The sequence below is a fragment of the Neisseria sp. 23W00296 genome, assembly GCF_044772855.1.
Classification (GTDB): domain Bacteria; phylum Pseudomonadota; class Gammaproteobacteria; order Burkholderiales; family Neisseriaceae; genus Neisseria.
Map to the genome: position 1 here is coordinate 654,075 of NZ_CP173024.1, position 16,128 is coordinate 670,202.

A 16,128-nucleotide genomic window follows, 5' to 3' on the forward strand; every position below is an offset into this window, starting at 1 on the left:
TTAACATCATGAGCACCCTGCCGCATTCCGACTACCTCACCCGCATCCTCACTTCCTCCGTTTACGACGTCGCCGCCGAAACCCCGCTCGAACCCGCCCGCAGCCTGTCGGGCCGTCTGAACAACACCGTCCTGCTCAAACGCGAAGATTTGCAGCCCGTGTTTTCCTTCAAAATCCGCGGCGCCTATAACAAAATGGCCGCGCTCGGCGAAGAAGAACGCGCCCGCGGCGTCATTACCGCCAGCGCGGGCAACCACGCCCAGGGCGTCGCCCTCTCCGCGCGGAAACTCGGCTGCGAGGCCACCATCGTCATGCCCGAAACCACGCCGCAAATCAAAGTCGACGCCGTGCGCGCCCTCGGCGGAAAAGTCGTCCTCAAAGGCACGTCCTACAACGACGCCTATGACCACGCAACAGAGCTTGTCGCACAAAGCGGCCTCACCTACATCCCGCCCTTCGACGACCCCGACGTGATCGCGGGGCAGGGTACCATCGGCATGGAAATCGTCCGCCAGCACCCCAAGCCCGTCCATGCCGTGTTCGTTCCCGTCGGCGGCGGCGGGCTGGCGGCGGGCATCGCCGCCTTTGTCAAACACGTCCGCCCCGAAATCAAAGTGATCGGCGTCGAAACCTACGACGCCTGCGCCATGAAACAGTCGCTTGATGCCGGCCGCCGCGTCGAGCTCAAAGACGTCGGCCTCTTCGCCGACGGCACGGCGGTGAAACTCGTCGGCGAACAAACCTTCGCCCTCTGCCGCGACCTGCTCGACGAAATCATCCTCGTCGACACCGACGACATCTGCGCCGCCGTCAAAGACATCTACGACGACACCCGCAGCATCACCGAACCCTCAGGCGCCCTCGCCCTGGCCGGCCTCAAAGCCTACACCGCCCGCGAAGGCTGCACAGGACAGACCCTGATTGCCGTCAACAGCGGCGCCAATATGAACTTCCACCGCCTGCGCCACGTCTCCGAGCGCAGCGAACTGGGCGAAGGCAACGAAGGCATCTTTGCCGTGTCCATCCCCGAAGAGCCCGGCAGCTTCCTCAAATTCGTCGACCTGCTGGGCAACCGCAGCGTCACCGAATTCAACTACCGCTACGGCGACGCTGCCACCGCCCACATCTTCGTCGGCATCCAAACCACCGGCGCCGCCGACCGCGCCGCCATCGCCGCAGAACTGGCCGCCGCAGGCTTCCCCGCTACCGACCTCACCGACGACGAAACCGCCAAAATCCACATCCGCTACATGGTCGGCGGCCGCAGCCCGAACGTGCGCCACGAACACCTCGTCAGCTTCGAATTTCCCGAACGCCCCGGCGCCCTGCGCCACTTCCTCAGCCACATCAAAAGCGGCTGGAACATCACCCTTTTCCACTACCGCAACCACGGCGCCGACTACGGCCGCATCCTCGTCGCCATCGACGTGCCGCCCGAGGACAACGCCGCCTTCGCCGCCTTCTTGAACAGCGTCGGCTACCCCTACGAAGACCAGACCGGCAACGCCGCCTACCGCCTGTTCCTCGGCTGAGCCTGCGGCGCGAACCGCACAAAGGCCGTCTGAAAAACCTGCTTCGCAGGTTTTTCAGACGGCCTTTTCAGACGGCCTCAATCCCGCGTCGGCAGCGCTAAAAAATGGTCGCGGTAGTAGCGCATTTCTTCGATGCTCTCGAGAATGTCGTCCAGCGCTTTGTGCGAGCCGCGTTTGACCACGCCTTTGGCGACGGCAGGGTGCCAGCGTTTGGCCAGTTCTTTGAGGGTAGAGACGTCGAGATTGCGGTAGTGGAAATAGGCTTCGAGGCGCGGCATGTATTTCTGCATGAACCGGCGGTCTTGGTGCACCGAGTTGCCGCACATCGGCGAGGCTTTTTCGGGTATCCAGGCGGCGATGAAGTCGAGCAGTTTTTGTTCGACTTCGGCTTCGGTGAGCTGCGATTGGCGCACGCGCTCGGTGAGGCCGGTGCGGCCGTGGGTGGCGGTGTTCCATTCGTCCATGGCGTTGAGAATCTCGTCGCTTTGGTGGATGACGTACACTTCGGATTGCGCCAATACGTTCAAATCGCTGTCGGTGATGATGACGGCGACTTCGATGATGCGCTCTTTTTCGGGGTCGAGCCCGGTCATTTCCATGTCGAGCCAGCAGAGGTTGTTTGCGTTTCGGGTCATTTCAGACGGCCTTCGGTCAGTGAAAAAAACGGGCGGCATTATAGCGGAGGCGGAGGACAAGAGGCCTTCTGAAAAGAGGCCGTCTGAAAAAAGTTCAGACGGCCTTTAACTGCGTTGAGGCTGAGCTTTCAGACGGTCTGTACGCATTTTGCGGCGGGCGTTCCGTCTGCCTGTTTCAATCTGCCTGCTGCGGGGGCAGGGCGGTGAAGCCGAGTTGTTCGGCGCGGCCGCGGTCGGCGGCGGGGATGGTGTAGACGTTGATGCTGCCGGTTGCGCCGCCGCAGACGGCGGGGAAGGCGACGCCCCGCATTTGGTCTTTGCGCTCGGCGTATACGGGGATGCCATCGAGCAGGCGGCGCATTTGCCGTGTGTCTATACCGCCGCCTTGGCATTGGCGGGATTCGTCGGAGCGGTAGACTTCTATGGTGCCGTTTTCAGACGGCCTGCCGCTTGTGGCGCAGGCGGCGCAGAGGAGGGCGGACAGTAGGACGGAAAGGGCGGGTTTCACGATGGTTTTTCCTTTTTCGGAGGGACGGTTTCGGCTGTGTCGGTAATCGGCGTTTTGGCGGCAGCCGTGTCGAAAACGCCAAACGGGTTTTCAGACGGCCTGTCGGCGGAGGCCGTCTGAAAACGCGGTTAGTGCTTGTTTTGTTAATCGCTTTGCGCCAGATAGTCGAGGATGTCGCGGCGGAAAGCGGATTTTTTGCCGAGGCCGGACAGTTTTTCGTGCAGGAGGGCGCGGATTGTGTCGGAGCGGTAGCCGCGTTCGGCAATGGCGAACAATGCCCATGATGCGTTGCCGCGCGTGCCTGCAGCCAGTTGTTTGAGCAGGAAGCTTTCGATGTACGGCCGCTGCGGCAGGTAGGCGGCGGCAAAAATCAGGGGAAAAATAAGGGCGGCGGCGGGGGCGGCAAAGTATGGGCGGACGGCGTTTTCAAAGCGGGCGTAGTCGGACGGGCTGAAGATTTGCCTTCTGAACAGATGGGTTAGGGCGCGTTGACATTCAGCTTGCGAAGCGGTTTTTTGAGGAAAAATTCGCGCCTGCAAGGAAAAAAGCGCAGCAAGATTGAATATCTTGCGAGCATTTTTGACGCGGCAGGCGTGGATTTTTACCAAAAATACCGCCGCAAGGCTGATTGTCAACGCGCCCTAGAGCAATCAGGCTTTCGGCTTTGACGGTGGTTTTTTCGCCGCTTTGCAGGATGGCGGCGAGGGTGCCGCCGATTTTGCCGGTTTGCGCCGGTGTCAGGGCGGTTTGCATTTGGCCAGTGACGAAAACGGCAGCGGCTCTGGTTTTGGCGTATTGGCCGTCCAGCAGCCGGTATACGGTATCTTCGATTTGCGCGTAGGGGAGGTGTTGCAGGGCGCGGGCGGCGGCGTAGCGGAGGGTAAGGCCGGTGGCGGGGTCGGCAATCAGACCGGCCAGCTGCGCGGCGTTTTGCCCGCGGCACAGCAGGTAGGCTTGGTGTTCTTCGTCTTGCTGCCGTTGTCTGTCCATGGTTGTGCTTTCCGTTTCGGAGGCCGTCTGAAAGGGTTTCAGACGGCCTTTTTGTCTTTTTTCTGGTTGGCGATGCCCATCAGGAGGGCGAGTATGGTCATGATGGAGAGGGTGGCGGTGCCTCCGTAGCTGACGAGGGGGAGGGGGACGCCGACGACGGGGAGGATGCCGCTGACCATGCCCATGTTGACGAAGGCGTAGCAAAAGAAGGTCATGGTGAGGGCGCCGGCGAGGGTGCGGCTGTACAGGTTGGGGGCTTGTGCGGCGATGTAGAGGCCGCGCGCGAGGATGATGAGGTAGACGGCCAGGAGCAGGAGGTTGCCGATGAGACCGAATTCTTCGCCGTATACGGCGAAGATGAAGTCGGTGGTGGATTCGGGGATGTAGTCGAGGTGGGTTTGCGTGCCGTTGAGCCAACCTTTGCCCCACACGCCTCCCGAGCCGATGGCGATCATGGATTGGATGATGTGGTAGCCGTCGCCCAGCGGGTCTTTGGTGGGGTCGAGCAGGGTGAGGACACGGGTTTTCTGGTAGTCGTGCATGACGTAGTTCCACATCAGGGGCAGGGCGGCGACGGCGGCAACGAGGGCGGCAAGGATGACTTTCCAGGGCAGGCCGGCGAAGAAGACGACGAAGAGGCCGGAAGCCATGATGAGGGTGGCAGTGCCCAGGTCGGGTTGTTTCAAAATCAGGAAAACGGGGACGATGACGATGATCAGGGCGGTAAGGTAGTGGTGCCAGCGCAGGTTGCCGGCGTTGCGTTGCAGATACCAGGCAACCATCATGGGCAGGGCGATTTTCATGATTTCGGAGGGCTGGATGCGGACGCCGAGGTTGAGCCAGCGGGTTGAGCCGTTGACGGTGACGCCGAAGAAGTGGACACCGACGAGCATGAGCACGCCGAGCAGGTAGGCGGGCAGGGCGAATTTGGCGAGGGTTTGCGGTTTGGTGCGGGCGATGAGCCAGATGAGGGCGAAACCGATGACGGTGTGCATGGTTTTGCTTTCTAGGCGGCCGATGTCCTGCCCGTCGGCGGAGTAGAGCAAAAAGAGGCTCATGACGTAGATGATGAGCATGGCGTAAAACAGCCAGGGGTCGATGGGCTGCCAGATGAGGCGTTTGGCCTTGGCGATGATGTTTTCGTTCGGGTTCATGGCTTGGGCTCGGAGGCGGCGGGGGCGGGGAGGCCGTCTGAAACGGGTGCGGAGGCGGGTGTCTGCGCGGCTTCGGGCTGTGCGGCGCGGAAGGCGCGGGTAACGGGGTTTTCAGACGGCCTCTGTACTGCGCCGCCGGCCAGCAGGGGGTTGGCAACGGTGGTTTTGCCGCTGTTGTCGACGGGGATTTCGCGGTCGCCGCCGGCTTTGAGGGTGAGCAGGTAGTAGTCGGACAGGGCGCGGGCGAGAGGGGCGGCGTTCGCGCCCCAGCCGCCGTTTTCGAGGATGACGGCGATGGCGATTTTGGGTTTGTCCAGCGGGGCGAAGGCGATGAACCAGGCGTGGTCGCGGTGCTGCACGGCGAGGGCGGCGGCGTTGTAGGATTTGCCTTGGGCGATCTGCACGACTTGGGCGGTGCCGGTTTTGCCGCCCATGCCGTATTTGAGCCCCGCGCCGACTTTGCGGGCGGTGCCGCCCGGTTGCAGCACTTTGGCCATGGCGGCTTTGATGTAGTTGAAGTGTGCCTGTTTGAAGGGCAGGGTGCGGACGGGTTTGGGGTCGATGAGGGTGATTTGCTGTTTGTTGTGGTCGAGCAGTTCTTTGACGAGGTGGGGGCGGTATACCGTGCCGTTGTTGGCAAGGGTGGCGGTGGCGTGCGCCATTTGCAGGGGGGTGTAGGCGTTGTAGCCCTGGCCGATGCTGATGGGCACCATTTCGGCGACGTTCCATTTGCGCCGCGCGGGGGGGAGTTTGGCGAAGCGTTTTTCCTTCCATTCGGGCGAGGGCAGTACGCCTCTGTATTCGTGCGGCAGGTCGATGCCGGTTTGTTGGCCGAGGCCGAACTGGGACAGGTAGGGGTGGGCTTTTTCGATGCCCAGCTCGAAGCCGAGGCGGTAGAAGAAGGTGTCGGAGGAGACCTGTATCGCTTTCATCAGGTTGGCCGAGCCGTGGCCGCTGCGTACGGAGTCGCGGAACATGTGTTTGGTGCCGGGTATGCTCCACGAGCCGGGGGCGGGGACGACGGTGTTTTGGCCGATTTTGCCGCTTTCCAAAAGCGCCATGCCCATAAAGGGTTTGAAGGTGGAGCCGGGCGGGTAGAGGCCTTGGGTGACGCGGTTGATCATCGGCTTTTGCCAGTCTTCGTTGAGGGCTTTCCAGCTTTCGCTGTCGATGCCGTCGATAAAGAGGTTGGGGTCGAAGGAGGGGTTGGAGACGAAGGCGATGACGCCGCCGGTTTGCGGGTCGATGGCGACCATCGCGCCGCGTTTGCCTTTCATCAAGCGCATGGCGTACTGCTGCAAACGGATGTCCATCGCCAGTTTCAGCGTCTGGCCGTTTTGCGGCGGCACGGTTTTGATGGTGCGGATGATGTTGCCGTATGCGTCTTTTTCCACTTCGCGGTAGCCGGGGATGCCCAGCAGCTGGCGCTCGTAATAGCTTTCGAGGCCGGATTTGCCGATGTGGGTGCTGCCGCGGTAGAGCGGGGTGAGCTTTTCTTCGGCCAGCCGCGCCTGGTCTTTGTCGCTGATGCGGCCGATGTAGCCGAGAAAGTGGGCGGTTTGTTCGCCGTAGGGGTATTCGCGGAAGGTGCGGGCGTTGATTTCGACTCCGGGCAGGGTGTAGAGGCGGGCGGCGATGCGCGAGGCTTCGTCGGGCGTGAGTTTGAGTTTCAGCGGGATTTTTTCGTAGGAGCGGAATTCGCTGCGGAATTTTTTGAAGCGCTTGAGATCGGTTTCGCTGATGTCGGCCATGGTTTTTAAGACGGCCACGGTGTCGTCGAGTTTGCCTTCGATGCGGTTGGGGACGATTTCCAGCGAGTAGGCGGGGTAGTTGTGTGCCAAAACCACGCCGTTGGCATCGACGATTTCGCCGCGTATCGGCGGCGTGGGAATCAGGGAGATGCGGTTGGAGGCGGCCTGGGCGGTGAATTCGCCGTGCTTTTGCACCTGCAGGTAGGCAAAACGCGCCGCCAGCGCGCCGAAAAGCAGCACGATGAAGGCGAATGCGGCGAACAGGCGGATGCGGAAGTCGCGCTGTACGGCGGCGGCATCGTTGCGGGCGGCGGGATAGGGGCGGAAGGTCTTCATCGGCGGCGGGAGAAATGCAGAAGTGCCAGCATCAGTTTGTTGAGCATCGGCCAGGCCAGTGCGCCGACGACGGGGGCGAGCAGGCCGGGCAGGCCGGTGAGGCGGTGGTCGGCAATCAGATGCAGGAGGATGAGGACGATGTGGCTGCCTGCCAGTGCCAGCAGCACGGCGACGGACTGGAAGGCATAGCTTTGCAGGACGATGAAGCGCTGGTATTTCTGGATGAAGAATACCATCAGGATGTAGGCCAGCGCGTGGCGGCCGAGCGGCGCGGCGATGCCGATGTCGATCAGCAGGCCGCAGACAAAGGCGGTGACGATGCCGACGGACTGCGGGCGGTTGAGCGCCCAGTAGAGCAGGGTGAGGGCGGTGGCTTCCGGCAGCCAGAAGGAGAGGTGTGCGGGAAAGGGAATCAGGTCAAACAAGATCGAGACGGCAAAGGTCGCGCCGATCAGGCGTTTGGGAATCCGGTTGTAGAAATCGTCGAAATCGGTCATGGGCGGGGGGGGGGTGCCGCCGCTTCGGAGGCCGTCTGAACACTCAGGGGCTCGGTTTGCGGCAGAACCAGTACGTATTTGCTGCTGCGCACGGCGGCGGGAACGGACAGCGCGGCGCGGTAATAGGGTGTGCCTGAGGAGCGCTCGGCGCTTTCCACTTTGGCTACGGGAATGCCGGCCGGATAAACGGAATCAAGGCCGGAGGTGACCAGAAGGTCGCCCGCCTGCAAATCGGCGTCAACGGGAAAATAGCGCAGGGAAACACGGTTGCCGTCGCCGTAGACCAGGCTGCGTACGCCGGTACGCTCGACTGTGACGGGAACGACCGATTGGGCGTGGGTGAGCAGGGTCAGTTCGGCGCCGAACGGGTGCACGGCGGTGAGCTGGCCGATCAGGCCGTTTTGGTCGACCACCGCATCGCCCGCCTGCAAACCGTCGCTGCTGCCTTTGTTGATAACCAGCTTGTCGGCAAGCGGATTTTTGCCGTTGGACACCACTTCCGCCGCCGTGCCGTTTCCCAATGCGGTGTTTTTCAGGCCGTTGATCCGTCGCAGCTCCTCCAGCTCGCGCCGTTCGGCGCCGCTTTGCCGCAGCATGGCGGACAGGCGCATGTTTTCCGTTTGCAGGCGGCTGTTGGCGGCAATCAGCGACTGCTGCGAGTGCAGGAAAGTGCTGCCGTATTCGTACAGTTCGACCGGTTTGTCGGCCAGCCACTGCAAGGGTTTGAGCGCGGTGGAAAGATAGGATTTGAGCTGCTGCACGGCGGCGTAGCGGCCGTCCAAAACCATCAGCGCAATGCTGGCAATCGACAAGATAACCAGCCGGTTGACGGGGCGGTTGCGGTTGCGTGTGAAGCTCAGGGATTTGGACATGGCGCCGGCGCAGTTTCGGGTTTAGGGGTTGGCGACGAAGATGGAATTCAGACGGCCTACCAGATCAAGGGCGCGGCCGGTGCCGCGGGCGACGCAGGTGAGCGGGTCTTCGGCAATCATCACCGGCAGGCCGGTTTCTTCGGCCAGCAGTCTGTCCAAACCTTTGAGCAGCGCGCCGCCGCCGGTGAGCACCAGGCCGCGTTCGGCGATGTCGGCGCCCAGCTCGGGCGGGGTTTGTTCCAGTGCGGTTTTTACCGATTGGACGATTTGGTTGACCGGCTCGGTAATCGCTTCGAGCACTTCGTTGGAAGAGATAGTAAAGGAGCGCGGGATGCCCTCGGCGACGTTGTGGCCTTTGACTTCGATCTCCTTCACCTCCATGCCGGGGAAGGCCGTGCCGATGTCTTTTTTGATGCTTTCGGCGGTGGCCTCGCCGATTAACATGCCGTAGTTGCGGCGCACATAATTGATGATGGCTTCGTCGAAAGCGTCGCCGCCGACGCGCACAGAGTGTGAGTACACCACACCGGAGAGCGACATTACACCCACTTCGGTGGTGCCGCCGCCGATGTCCACCACCATTGAGCCGGTCGGCTCTTCGATGGGCAGACCCGCGCCGATGGCTGCGGCCATCGGTTCTTCAATCAGATAAACCGCCGATGCGCCCGCCGCTTCGGCCGAGTCGCGGATGGCTTTGCGCTCTACCTGCGTCGAGCCGCAGGGTACGCAGATAACGATGCGCGGCGTGGCGGCAAAGCGGCTGTGCGTCACTTTTTTGATGAAGTGTTTGAGCATTTTTTCGGTGACGGTAAAGTCGGCGATCACGCCGTCTTTCATCGGACGGATAGCTTGGATGCTGCCGGGTGTGCGGCCGAGCATTTTTTTCGCGTCCGTGCCGACTGCCAGCACCGCGCTGCGGCCGGTGTTCGGGTCGATCTGCATCGCCACCACGGAAGGCTCATCCAGAACAATGCCTTTGCCTTTGGTGTAGATCAGCGTGTTGGCCGTGCCCAGGTCGATGGCCAGATCGTTGGAGAAATAACGGGTGATGAAACGGGGAAACATAGGGGTTCCTGCAATGGTAAACGGAGGGTGTCGATACGTTTTCAGACGGCCTGAATCCGGCGGCTGTTGTTTACATTTGGTTTGTGAAGCGGGTTGTAAACAGCATCTTGCGGTGAGGCCGTCTGAACGGGGGAAATTAGTTATTCCGGCAGCGCGTTTCGGTTATAATCCGCGCCGCTTGGCGGAAAGCGCGCTATGATACCCTAAATTGTCAATATTGCTAATTATCTTTAAGGAAATTTTCATGTCCCTGAGCCTGTCCGATGTAGAGAAAATCGCCCGCCTGTCGCGGCTGAGTCTGGACGAAAACGAAAAACAGCAGATGCTCGGCGATCTGAACGGCATCTTCGATCTGGTCGGAAAAATGCAGGCCGTCGATACCGAAGGCGTCGAACCCATGACCCACCCGCACGACCTCGCCCTGCGCCTGCGCGACGATAAAGTTACCGAAACCGACCGCGCCGCCGAATACCAAACCTGTGCGCCCGAGGTGCGAAACCGTCTCTACATCGTGCCGCAGGTTATCGAAGAATAAGCGTTCAGACGGCCTCATGCCTGACTTGAAGGCCGTCTGAAAATATCACATCAGCTTGGCGCGCCCTGTTTCCATTATTTTTCAGCAACACAGATTGCAGGCCGTCTGAACCGCATTTCCCGGAAAAAACATGACCCCCTACACCCTCAAACAAGCCTCCGAATTATTACAGTCCAAACAAATTTCCGCCGTCGAACTGGCGGGCGAATACCTGAAAGCCATCGCCGCGCACAACACCGCCATCAACGGCTACATCACGCTTGACGAAGAAAAAACTCTCGCCGAAGCCCGCGCCGCCGATGCGCGCATTGCCGCAGGCAATGCCACCGCGCTTACCGGCGTACCCGTCGCCTACAAAGACATCTTCTGCCAAACCGGCTGGCGCAGCGCCTGTGCCAGCAAAATGCTCGACAACTTCGTTTCCCCCTACACCGCCACCGTGGTGCAAAACCTGCTCGACCAAGGCATGGTAACGCTCGGCCGCACCAATATGGATGAATTTGCCATGGGTTCGGCCAACGAAAACTCCTACTACGGCGCAACCCGCAACCCGTGGAACACCGCCCATGTGCCCGGCGGCTCGTCCGGCGGCTCGGCAGCCGTGATTGCCGCCCGCCTTGCCCCCGCCAGCTTAGGCTCCGACACCGGCGGCTCCATCCGCCAGCCCGCCTCCCATTGCGGCATTACCGGCTTGAAACCCACCTACGGCACCGTTTCCCGCTTCGGCATGATTGCCTACGCCTCCAGCCTCGACCAGGCCGGCCCGATGGCGCAAACCGCCGAAGACTGCGCCATCCTGCTCAACGCCATGGCAGGCTTTGACGAACGCGATTCCACCAGCCTCGAGCGCGAAAAAGAAGACTACACCCGCGATTTGAACCGCCCGCTCAAAGGCCTGAAAATCGGCCTGCCCAAAGAATACTTCGGCGACGGCTGCGAAGAAGATGTCAAAACCGCGCTGCAAAACACCATCGACCTGCTGCGCGGCATGGGCGCGGAAACAGTAGAAGTGTCCCTGCCGCAAACCGCCCTGTCCATCCCCGCCTATTACGTGCTCGCCTCCGCCGAAGCCAGCACCAATCTCTCGCGCTACGACGGCGTGCGCTACGGCCACCGCGCCGCCGAGTTTGCCAATCTCGAAGAAATGTACGCCAACACCCGCGCCGAAGGCTTCGGCAGCGAAGTCAAACGCCGCATCATGATCGGCACTTATGTACTGAGCCACGGCTACTACGATGCCTACTACATCAAAGCGCAAAAACTGCGCCGCCTCGTCGCCAACGACTTTCAGACGGCCTTTGCCGGCTGCGACCTTATCTTAGGCCCCACCGCCCCCAGCTCCGCCCCACAAATCGGCAGCCACGGCGGCGACCCCGTACAAGCCTACCTTTCCGACATCTACACCATCGCCGTCAACCTCGCCGGCCTGCCCGCCCTCAGCCTGCCCGCCGGTTTCTGCCGCAACGGCCTGCCCATCGGCGTACAGCTTATCGGCAACCACTTCTCCGAAGCCCGCCTGCTCAACGCCGCCCACCAAATCCAATTGGTAAGCGACTGGCACAGCAAAGTGCCGAAGCTGTAAAAGCGCAGGCAAAAGGCCGTCTGAAAACCCAAAACAGGCTTTCAGACGGCCTCATTAATCCAAACCCAACCCGATCATGTCCAAAGTGTTCACTTTCCCCGACTACCGCGCCGTGTACAACTTCGCGCCCAAATACCGCACGCAGCATTTCAAATACGCCCTGCGCATGCTGCTGCACCGCCGCCAAATCCGCGCGCTGGAAGCCTTTGTCAACAGCCGTCCCGATTATCAGGCATTGTTTGCCAAGCGGCCGCAGGATGCTTACCCGCTGGTGCACGCCTTTATCGACAAGCGTTTTAATGCCGACGGTCGGCTGGCGGCCATGCGGCACGACATCGCCGCCGCCTGCCGCCTGTTTCCCGAACCTATGCTGGCCAAGCTCGACAATATCGGTACCGACATTCCCCTCGTCCGCATTTCAGACGGCCTCTTGCTGGTGCTCAACCGCAACGGCATCTGCGCCGATGAGGGCCTTTGGGCGGTAACGCTCACCGACGGCGCAGGCAGCCGCCTCTATAACGCCACCTTTGCCCTGCTGCCAGAAGGTCTGGTGGCCGCTTCGGTGCAGGGGCCGGCGGGCGACGAAGCCAAAGACACCGTGCGCCGCCTCACCAAGCAGCTTCACGGCCTGCGCCCGCAGGGGCTCATAAGCTCCGCCCTGCAATACCTCGCCGCCGCGCTCGGCCTGCCTGCGTTGGGCATCGCTCACGACCACCAAGTCAAATTGCGCTGGAAACTGAAAAAACGCGTGAAAATGAACTACGACCACTTCTGGCAGGAAAGCGGCGCAATATTGGGCGACGACGGCTACTGGCACCTGCCCGCCGCGCCGCAGCGCAAACAAATGGACGAAATCGAAAGCAAAAAACGCTCGATGTACCGCAAACGTTACCAAATGCTCGATCAGACCGAAGCCGAAATACAGGCGTTTTTCAGACGGCCTCAAAACAATCAGGCAGACGGAAAGGCCGTCTGAAAAAAACCCGTCAAGCCATTCAAAAAAGGAAGAAAACATGACCCGCGCCCTGCGCCGCATCATATCGAACGGTTAAAAAACAAACGCCGCCGCAACTTTCACTTTGCAGGCATACCGCTTGGCGCACACGTTGCCACGCCTGCCCGCTGCTCCTGTTGGATGTGCGGCAACCCGCGCCGCTTTTACGGCAACGGCCGCGCCGCATTAACCGTTCAGCAGCTTCGCCAAGCTGAGTCAGCGGCGCAAAATGAGGAAGATTTTTTCTTGGCAGCCTGAACACAAATACAACAAACCAAAGGCCGTCTGAAAGATACCAAACCTTTCAGACGGCCTCCCGTCAATCCCATAACCCGTCTTACCACACATCAAAACCATGACTCCCACCGATCTTATCAATATCACCGGTACCGCCGCCTTCGCCATCTCGGGCTACCTCGTCGGCTACGGCAAGCGGCTGGACGTACTTGGCGTTGTGATTACCGCGCTTTTGACCGCTGTGGGCGGCGGCATGATGCGCGACGCGCTGGTCGGCCATATTCCGCAGGTGTTTTTGCGTACCGACGCGCTGATTGTGGTGTTTGCCGCGCTGGCCGCCGCCTGGCTGTTCCGCCTCGAACGCCGCCGCCGTGCCGCGCTGAACGCCGCCTTTATCGTCGCCGACTCCATCGGCCTGGCCGCGTTCAGCATCACCGGCGCACAAGCCGGCGTGGCTTTGCATCTGAACATGTTCGGCGTGGTGGTGCTCGCTTTCGTTACCGCCGTCGGCGGCGGTATCGCCCGCGATATTCTGGTGAATAAAGTGCCGATGGTTCTTCGCTCCGACCTTTATGGTAGTGTCGCCATCCTAATCGGCATACTGGTTTACCTGCTCGCCCAGGCAGGCTGGATTAATGTGCTGACCCTTAACGCGCTCTTTATCGGCGGCTGCCTGCTGCGGCTGACGGCCTACCGTTTCCACTGGCAGCTGCCCGGTTTCCAAAACCGCCGCGGCGCGGCAAGTAGTTAGGCCAACCAAGGTTTTATGTATCAGGCGTTTGGTTTACGGCATTAGATGGCGTTAGACGTAAAAAAACGGGTTGATGGAGAGACTAGAATTATGTTCATAATTAATTGATTTTTAAAAGTCAAAAAATCATCTGTAACCAAAATACCCCCAAAAATACCCCCATTTTGCAAAGGTCAGACATTTTTAGGGGGATTTGCTGCCCCCGCTTTTGGCGGTTTGCCCGCTTGCCGGATTTTTGACTACTGGGCAGGTTTTGGCAAGGCAGCCTGAAAAAAACATATATATAAACGCAAAATGCAAAATTTAGTGGGTATGTGGGTATTAACATTGTTAGTTAATGTTTCTACTGTGAAAAGTGCATACACACTTACATAAATTTACGGGGTATGCAATGGGTAGGTGGGTATGCGGGTGCTTTAAACTGTTGTTTTTAAATTCATACCCACCATACCCACCGCATACCCACGTTAAGATAGGCCAGTGGGTATGGTTTTTATCTTTTAAATAAATAACTTAAACCATTCATACCCACCATACCCACTAAAAACGCGTTTTTCTCGCGCGTATAGCGTTTTTGAAATTCAACAATCGGCGCGTTTTTCGCCTGATTGTTTCCTGTTTGTTGATGATTGGGCAGGCGAGTTTGGCCGTCCGAATCGGTCGGCGGCGGTTTCCTGACGCACAGATGCCCCGCTTTATGGCCGTGCAGGGCGGCAAATTCCGCCTGTTTGGGGTGCGGGTAAGGGGTAGGCCGTCTGAAAGGGGAAAGGTGCAGATTTGGCCGTTTGGGGGCGATCGGCGGGTTTGGCCGTCTGAATAAAGTAGGTTTTTGTAGGTTGCAAAAAAAAAGCCGCTTTGCTTGGCGGCTGGTGTTTTTTTGGCTGCTTTTCTTTGGGCGGTATCTTGAATTTGGCGGGGCGGTTTTCTTGAATGGCGGAAAAAAGCCGCCTTTGCGGCGGCTTGGTGTTTGGGGCAAATCGGCGGCTGCCCGGGCGGGCTGCCTACATGATGGCTTCAATGCCTTTGTTTTTTACCAGTGTCAGCAGCTTTAAGGCCGCGCCGCTGGGTTTCTTGATGCCCCGCTCCCAGTCGGAAACTTGGTTTTTCCCTACGTTCAGATGAATGGCAAAGGCGGCCTGTGTCAGGTCTTCATGTTCGCGGATGGCGCGGATTTGTTCGCCTGTCAGCGGTTCGGCTTTGGTCAGGCACGATTTGTCAAAACGCCTCATTTGCGTATCGCCGATTACGCCCGCTTGGTGCAGGCCTTGCGCGGTGTCGTGTATGGCTGCGAAAACTTCGCTTTTGTATTTCATGGTTCTATCTCCGTTAGTGTGCTGTTTTCAATGGCTGCCGCTATCTGCGTATCGGTCATTGCAAGCATGATTTCGGCGGCGGCTTTTAATTCGGCCAGTTCTTCGCGGCTGATGTTTGCGCGGTTGTTCTTGGCAAATGCCAGCATGAAGAAGGCTTTGTCGCCCTTTCTGAAAATAATCAGACTCCGATAACCGCCGCTTCTACCCTGTCCTTTTCGGGCTATGCGCTGCTTGATTACGCCGCCGCCCAAATCGGCGTCTATCAGGCCGTTATCTGCCCTTTCGGCGGCTTCGCGCAAGTCTGCGTCTGTAATTCCTTGTTTGGCGGCAAATCGGGTTATGTATCTGTTTTTGAATATCCGCATGCTGTTCTTTCTGTAATGCTGGGCATTATATCGGCGTTGTCTGTTTCCGTCTAATCCGATGCATTGCCGTGTATTCGGGCGGTAAAAAACACAGGGGCGGGAATGGGGCGGCTGTTAGTTTTTGTTATTGTCGCAAAAAAGCCGCCATGCGGCGGCTGTTGCGGTTTTTCAGACGGCCTTTACTCTTGGCTGTCGGAAACGGGCGGCTCTGCGCCAAGTAGGACGTAGAAGCGGCCTTTGCTGAATTTTTTGAATTGCCAGCGTTTGCCGTCGGACGGCTTGGACAGCCACCCGATGCCGTGCAGTACGGTGCAGGCTTTTTTGGTGTCTTTGCCCTGTAGGATTTCGCCTTCAAACACGGCAGGAATAATCCAATATTCCGCTTTTTCGCCCTGGTCGCCCTCGCGTCTGTAACCGGCGTGATCGCGGTTGGTGTATTCGCTGTGCCAGTCGACAAAGCGCATGCCGTGGGAGTGCTGCTGCATAAAGGCGGCCATGCTGCGGATGATTTGGCGGTCTTCATGCTTGCCGGTGCCGTTGGCGGCAAACCAGTCTTCAAAACACTGCTTGATGCCTGCGGTGCCGATGCCTGCGGCAAGGCCGGTGATTTCGGCGGACAGTTCCAGCGCGGCGGCGGCCAGTGCGAAGCGGCGGGCAACGCGGGCGGCTTGGCCGTCCAAATCGGGCAGGGTGGAAAGAAAGGCGGCATGTGCGGCGCGGACGGTGTCGGCGGGGATGGTTTGCAGCTTGGACAGCCATGCGCGGGCGGCGGTGCCGTGGTATTGCGCTGCGGCCTGTTGCAGGTGGTCGGACAGGGTGGCGCCGTTGGCAAAGCCGTGCAGGGTGTCGTAGATGCCGTAGCGGGCGGCAGCGGGGACGCTCGGCAGGCGGACGGCCTGCCCTGCTTCCCACGGCTCGCCTGCGCGTTCCATGTATGCCTGCATGGAATATTCGCCGGTGGAAAACAGCAGGATGCGCCATTCCTGATCGGGGCGGTTGCCGCCGTCTTTG

The 16,128-nt window shown here is 59.8% G+C and carries 18 protein-coding genes; 5 read left to right on the forward strand and 13 right to left on the reverse strand.

Going from position 1 to position 16,128, the window contains the following annotated elements; translation table 11 throughout:
* The first annotated feature begins 8 nt into the window (after nucleotides 1–8).
* A complete protein-coding gene (gene ilvA, locus ACG2K1_RS03360) occupies nucleotides 9–1,532 on the forward strand; it encodes a threonine ammonia-lyase, biosynthetic (protein WP_395428974.1) in 1,524 nt (507 codons plus the stop codon).
* Between the two features lie 77 nt (nucleotides 1,533–1,609).
* Here the strand turns inward: ilvA and orn are convergent, their stop codons facing one another.
* The 9 genes from orn to ACG2K1_RS03405 form a co-directional block, all read right to left on the reverse strand.
* Nucleotides 1,610–2,167, reverse strand: coding sequence for an oligoribonuclease (gene orn / locus ACG2K1_RS03365; protein WP_036496338.1), 558 nt, complete (start codon nucleotides 2,165–2,167; stop codon nucleotides 1,610–1,612).
* Nucleotides 2,168–2,342: 175 nt separating this feature from the next.
* Complete coding sequence (locus tag ACG2K1_RS03370) at nucleotides 2,343–2,675, reverse strand: hypothetical protein (RefSeq protein WP_009426612.1); 333 nt, start codon at nucleotides 2,673–2,675, stop codon at nucleotides 2,343–2,345.
* A 143-nt stretch (nucleotides 2,676–2,818) separates the two neighbouring features.
* Nucleotides 2,819–3,214 carry a hypothetical protein gene (locus ACG2K1_RS03375; RefSeq protein WP_198344888.1) on the reverse strand — a complete coding sequence of 132 codons (396 nt, stop codon included), beginning with the start codon at nucleotides 3,212–3,214 and terminating at the stop codon, nucleotides 2,819–2,821.
* A complete protein-coding gene (locus ACG2K1_RS03380) occupies nucleotides 3,171–3,665 on the reverse strand; it encodes a hypothetical protein (RefSeq protein ID WP_198344875.1) in 495 nt (164 codons plus the stop codon). Before ACG2K1_RS03380 ends, ACG2K1_RS03375 begins: the two co-directional genes overlap by 44 nt.
* Nucleotides 3,666–3,703: 38 nt before the next feature.
* A complete protein-coding gene (gene rodA, locus ACG2K1_RS03385) occupies nucleotides 3,704–4,819 on the reverse strand; it encodes a rod shape-determining protein RodA (protein WP_009425326.1) in 1,116 nt (371 codons plus the stop codon).
* Nucleotides 4,816–6,906, reverse strand: a complete 2,091-nt coding sequence (mrdA, locus tag ACG2K1_RS03390; protein ID WP_395428975.1) for a penicillin-binding protein 2 — start codon at nucleotides 6,904–6,906, stop codon at nucleotides 4,816–4,818. Before mrdA ends, rodA begins: the two co-directional genes overlap by 4 nt.
* Nucleotides 6,903–7,403, reverse strand: coding sequence for a rod shape-determining protein MreD (gene mreD, locus ACG2K1_RS03395; protein WP_395428976.1), 501 nt, complete (start codon nucleotides 7,401–7,403; stop codon nucleotides 6,903–6,905). Before mreD ends, mrdA begins: the two co-directional genes overlap by 4 nt.
* Entirely contained in the window at nucleotides 7,400–8,275 is an 876-nt protein-coding gene (gene mreC, locus ACG2K1_RS03400) for a rod shape-determining protein MreC (RefSeq protein ID WP_402838742.1), read from the reverse strand. Before mreC ends, mreD begins: the two co-directional genes overlap by 4 nt.
* A 21-nt stretch (nucleotides 8,276–8,296) precedes the next feature.
* Entirely contained in the window at nucleotides 8,297–9,340 is a 1,044-nt protein-coding gene (locus ACG2K1_RS03405) for a rod shape-determining protein (protein ID WP_094031100.1), read from the reverse strand.
* Nucleotides 9,341–9,584: 244 nt separating this feature from the next.
* Between ACG2K1_RS03405 and gatC the strand changes: the two genes are divergently transcribed.
* From gatC to ACG2K1_RS03425, 4 genes are all read left to right on the forward strand, one after another.
* Nucleotides 9,585–9,875: an Asp-tRNA(Asn)/Glu-tRNA(Gln) amidotransferase subunit GatC gene (gene gatC / locus ACG2K1_RS03410; RefSeq protein WP_009425332.1), complete on the forward strand. Its 291-nt coding sequence runs from the start codon at nucleotides 9,585–9,587 to the stop codon at nucleotides 9,873–9,875.
* A 130-nt stretch (nucleotides 9,876–10,005) separates the two neighbouring features.
* Nucleotides 10,006–11,457 (forward strand): Asp-tRNA(Asn)/Glu-tRNA(Gln) amidotransferase subunit GatA, encoded by a 1,452-nt coding sequence (gene gatA / locus ACG2K1_RS03415; RefSeq protein ID WP_395428978.1) that lies wholly within the window; start codon nucleotides 10,006–10,008, stop codon nucleotides 11,455–11,457.
* Between the two features lie 76 nt (nucleotides 11,458–11,533).
* Nucleotides 11,534–12,433 carry a DUF535 family protein gene (locus ACG2K1_RS03420; protein WP_009425335.1) on the forward strand — a complete coding sequence of 300 codons (900 nt, stop codon included), beginning with the start codon at nucleotides 11,534–11,536 and terminating at the stop codon, nucleotides 12,431–12,433.
* 373 nt (nucleotides 12,434–12,806) lie between these two features.
* Entirely contained in the window at nucleotides 12,807–13,439 is a 633-nt protein-coding gene (locus tag ACG2K1_RS03425; protein WP_395428979.1) for a trimeric intracellular cation channel family protein, read from the forward strand.
* 493 nt (nucleotides 13,440–13,932) lie between these two features.
* On the opposite strand, the gene ACG2K1_RS03430 is transcribed toward ACG2K1_RS03425, so the two are convergent.
* The 4 genes from ACG2K1_RS03430 to ACG2K1_RS03445 all read right to left on the reverse strand — a co-directional run bounded on the left by ACG2K1_RS03430 (nucleotide 13,933) and on the right by ACG2K1_RS03445 (nucleotide 16,061).
* A complete protein-coding gene (locus ACG2K1_RS03430; RefSeq protein WP_395428980.1) occupies nucleotides 13,933–14,415 on the reverse strand; it encodes a hypothetical protein in 483 nt (160 codons plus the stop codon).
* A 25-nt stretch (nucleotides 14,416–14,440) separates the two neighbouring features.
* Nucleotides 14,441–14,752 (reverse strand): DNA-binding transcriptional regulator, encoded by a 312-nt coding sequence (locus tag ACG2K1_RS03435; protein ID WP_009425341.1) that lies wholly within the window; start codon nucleotides 14,750–14,752, stop codon nucleotides 14,441–14,443.
* On the reverse strand, nucleotides 14,749–15,117 hold the full coding sequence (locus tag ACG2K1_RS03440; RefSeq protein ID WP_395428981.1) for a type II toxin-antitoxin system RelE/ParE family toxin: 369 nt from the start codon (nucleotides 15,115–15,117) through the stop codon (nucleotides 14,749–14,751). Before ACG2K1_RS03440 ends, ACG2K1_RS03435 begins: the two co-directional genes overlap by 4 nt.
* A 179-nt stretch (nucleotides 15,118–15,296) precedes the next feature.
* The gene (locus ACG2K1_RS03445) at nucleotides 15,297–16,061 is read right to left on the reverse strand and encodes a hypothetical protein (RefSeq protein WP_395428982.1); all 765 of its coding nucleotides are present in this window, start codon (nucleotides 16,059–16,061) and stop codon (nucleotides 15,297–15,299) included.
* Nucleotides 16,062–16,128 lie beyond the last annotated feature (67 nt).

Coding starts and splice junctions, on each gene's coding strand:
- ilvA (WP_395428974.1), top strand. CDS start 9: ATGAGCACCCTGCCGCATTCCGACTACCTCACCCGCATCCTCACTTCC.
- orn (WP_036496338.1), bottom strand. CDS start 2,167: ATGACCCGAAACGCAAACAACCTCTGCTGGCTCGACATGGAAATGACC.
- ACG2K1_RS03380 (WP_198344875.1), bottom strand. CDS start 3,665: ATGGACAGACAACGGCAGCAAGACGAAGAACACCAAGCCTACCTGCTG.
- rodA (WP_009425326.1), bottom strand. CDS start 4,819: ATGAACCCGAACGAAAACATCATCGCCAAGGCCAAACGCCTCATCTGG.
- mrdA (WP_395428975.1), bottom strand. CDS start 6,906: ATGAAGACCTTCCGCCCCTATCCCGCCGCCCGCAACGATGCCGCCGCC.
- mreD (WP_395428976.1), bottom strand. CDS start 7,403: ATGACCGATTTCGACGATTTCTACAACCGGATTCCCAAACGCCTGATC.
- mreC (WP_402838742.1), bottom strand. CDS start 8,275: ATGTCCAAATCCCTGAGCTTCACACGCAACCGCAACCGCCCCGTCAAC.
- ACG2K1_RS03405 (WP_094031100.1), bottom strand. CDS start 9,340: ATGTTTCCCCGTTTCATCACCCGTTATTTCTCCAACGATCTGGCCATC.
- gatC (WP_009425332.1), top strand. CDS start 9,585: ATGTCCCTGAGCCTGTCCGATGTAGAGAAAATCGCCCGCCTGTCGCGG.
- gatA (WP_395428978.1), top strand. CDS start 10,006: ATGACCCCCTACACCCTCAAACAAGCCTCCGAATTATTACAGTCCAAA.
- ACG2K1_RS03420 (WP_009425335.1), top strand. CDS start 11,534: ATGTCCAAAGTGTTCACTTTCCCCGACTACCGCGCCGTGTACAACTTC.
- ACG2K1_RS03425 (WP_395428979.1), top strand. CDS start 12,807: ATGACTCCCACCGATCTTATCAATATCACCGGTACCGCCGCCTTCGCC.
- ACG2K1_RS03435 (WP_009425341.1), bottom strand. CDS start 14,752: ATGAAATACAAAAGCGAAGTTTTCGCAGCCATACACGACACCGCGCAA.
- ACG2K1_RS03440 (WP_395428981.1), bottom strand. CDS start 15,117: ATGCGGATATTCAAAAACAGATACATAACCCGATTTGCCGCCAAACAA.
- ACG2K1_RS03445 (WP_395428982.1), bottom strand. CDS start 16,061: ATGCAGGCATACATGGAACGCGCAGGCGAGCCGTGGGAAGCAGGGCAG.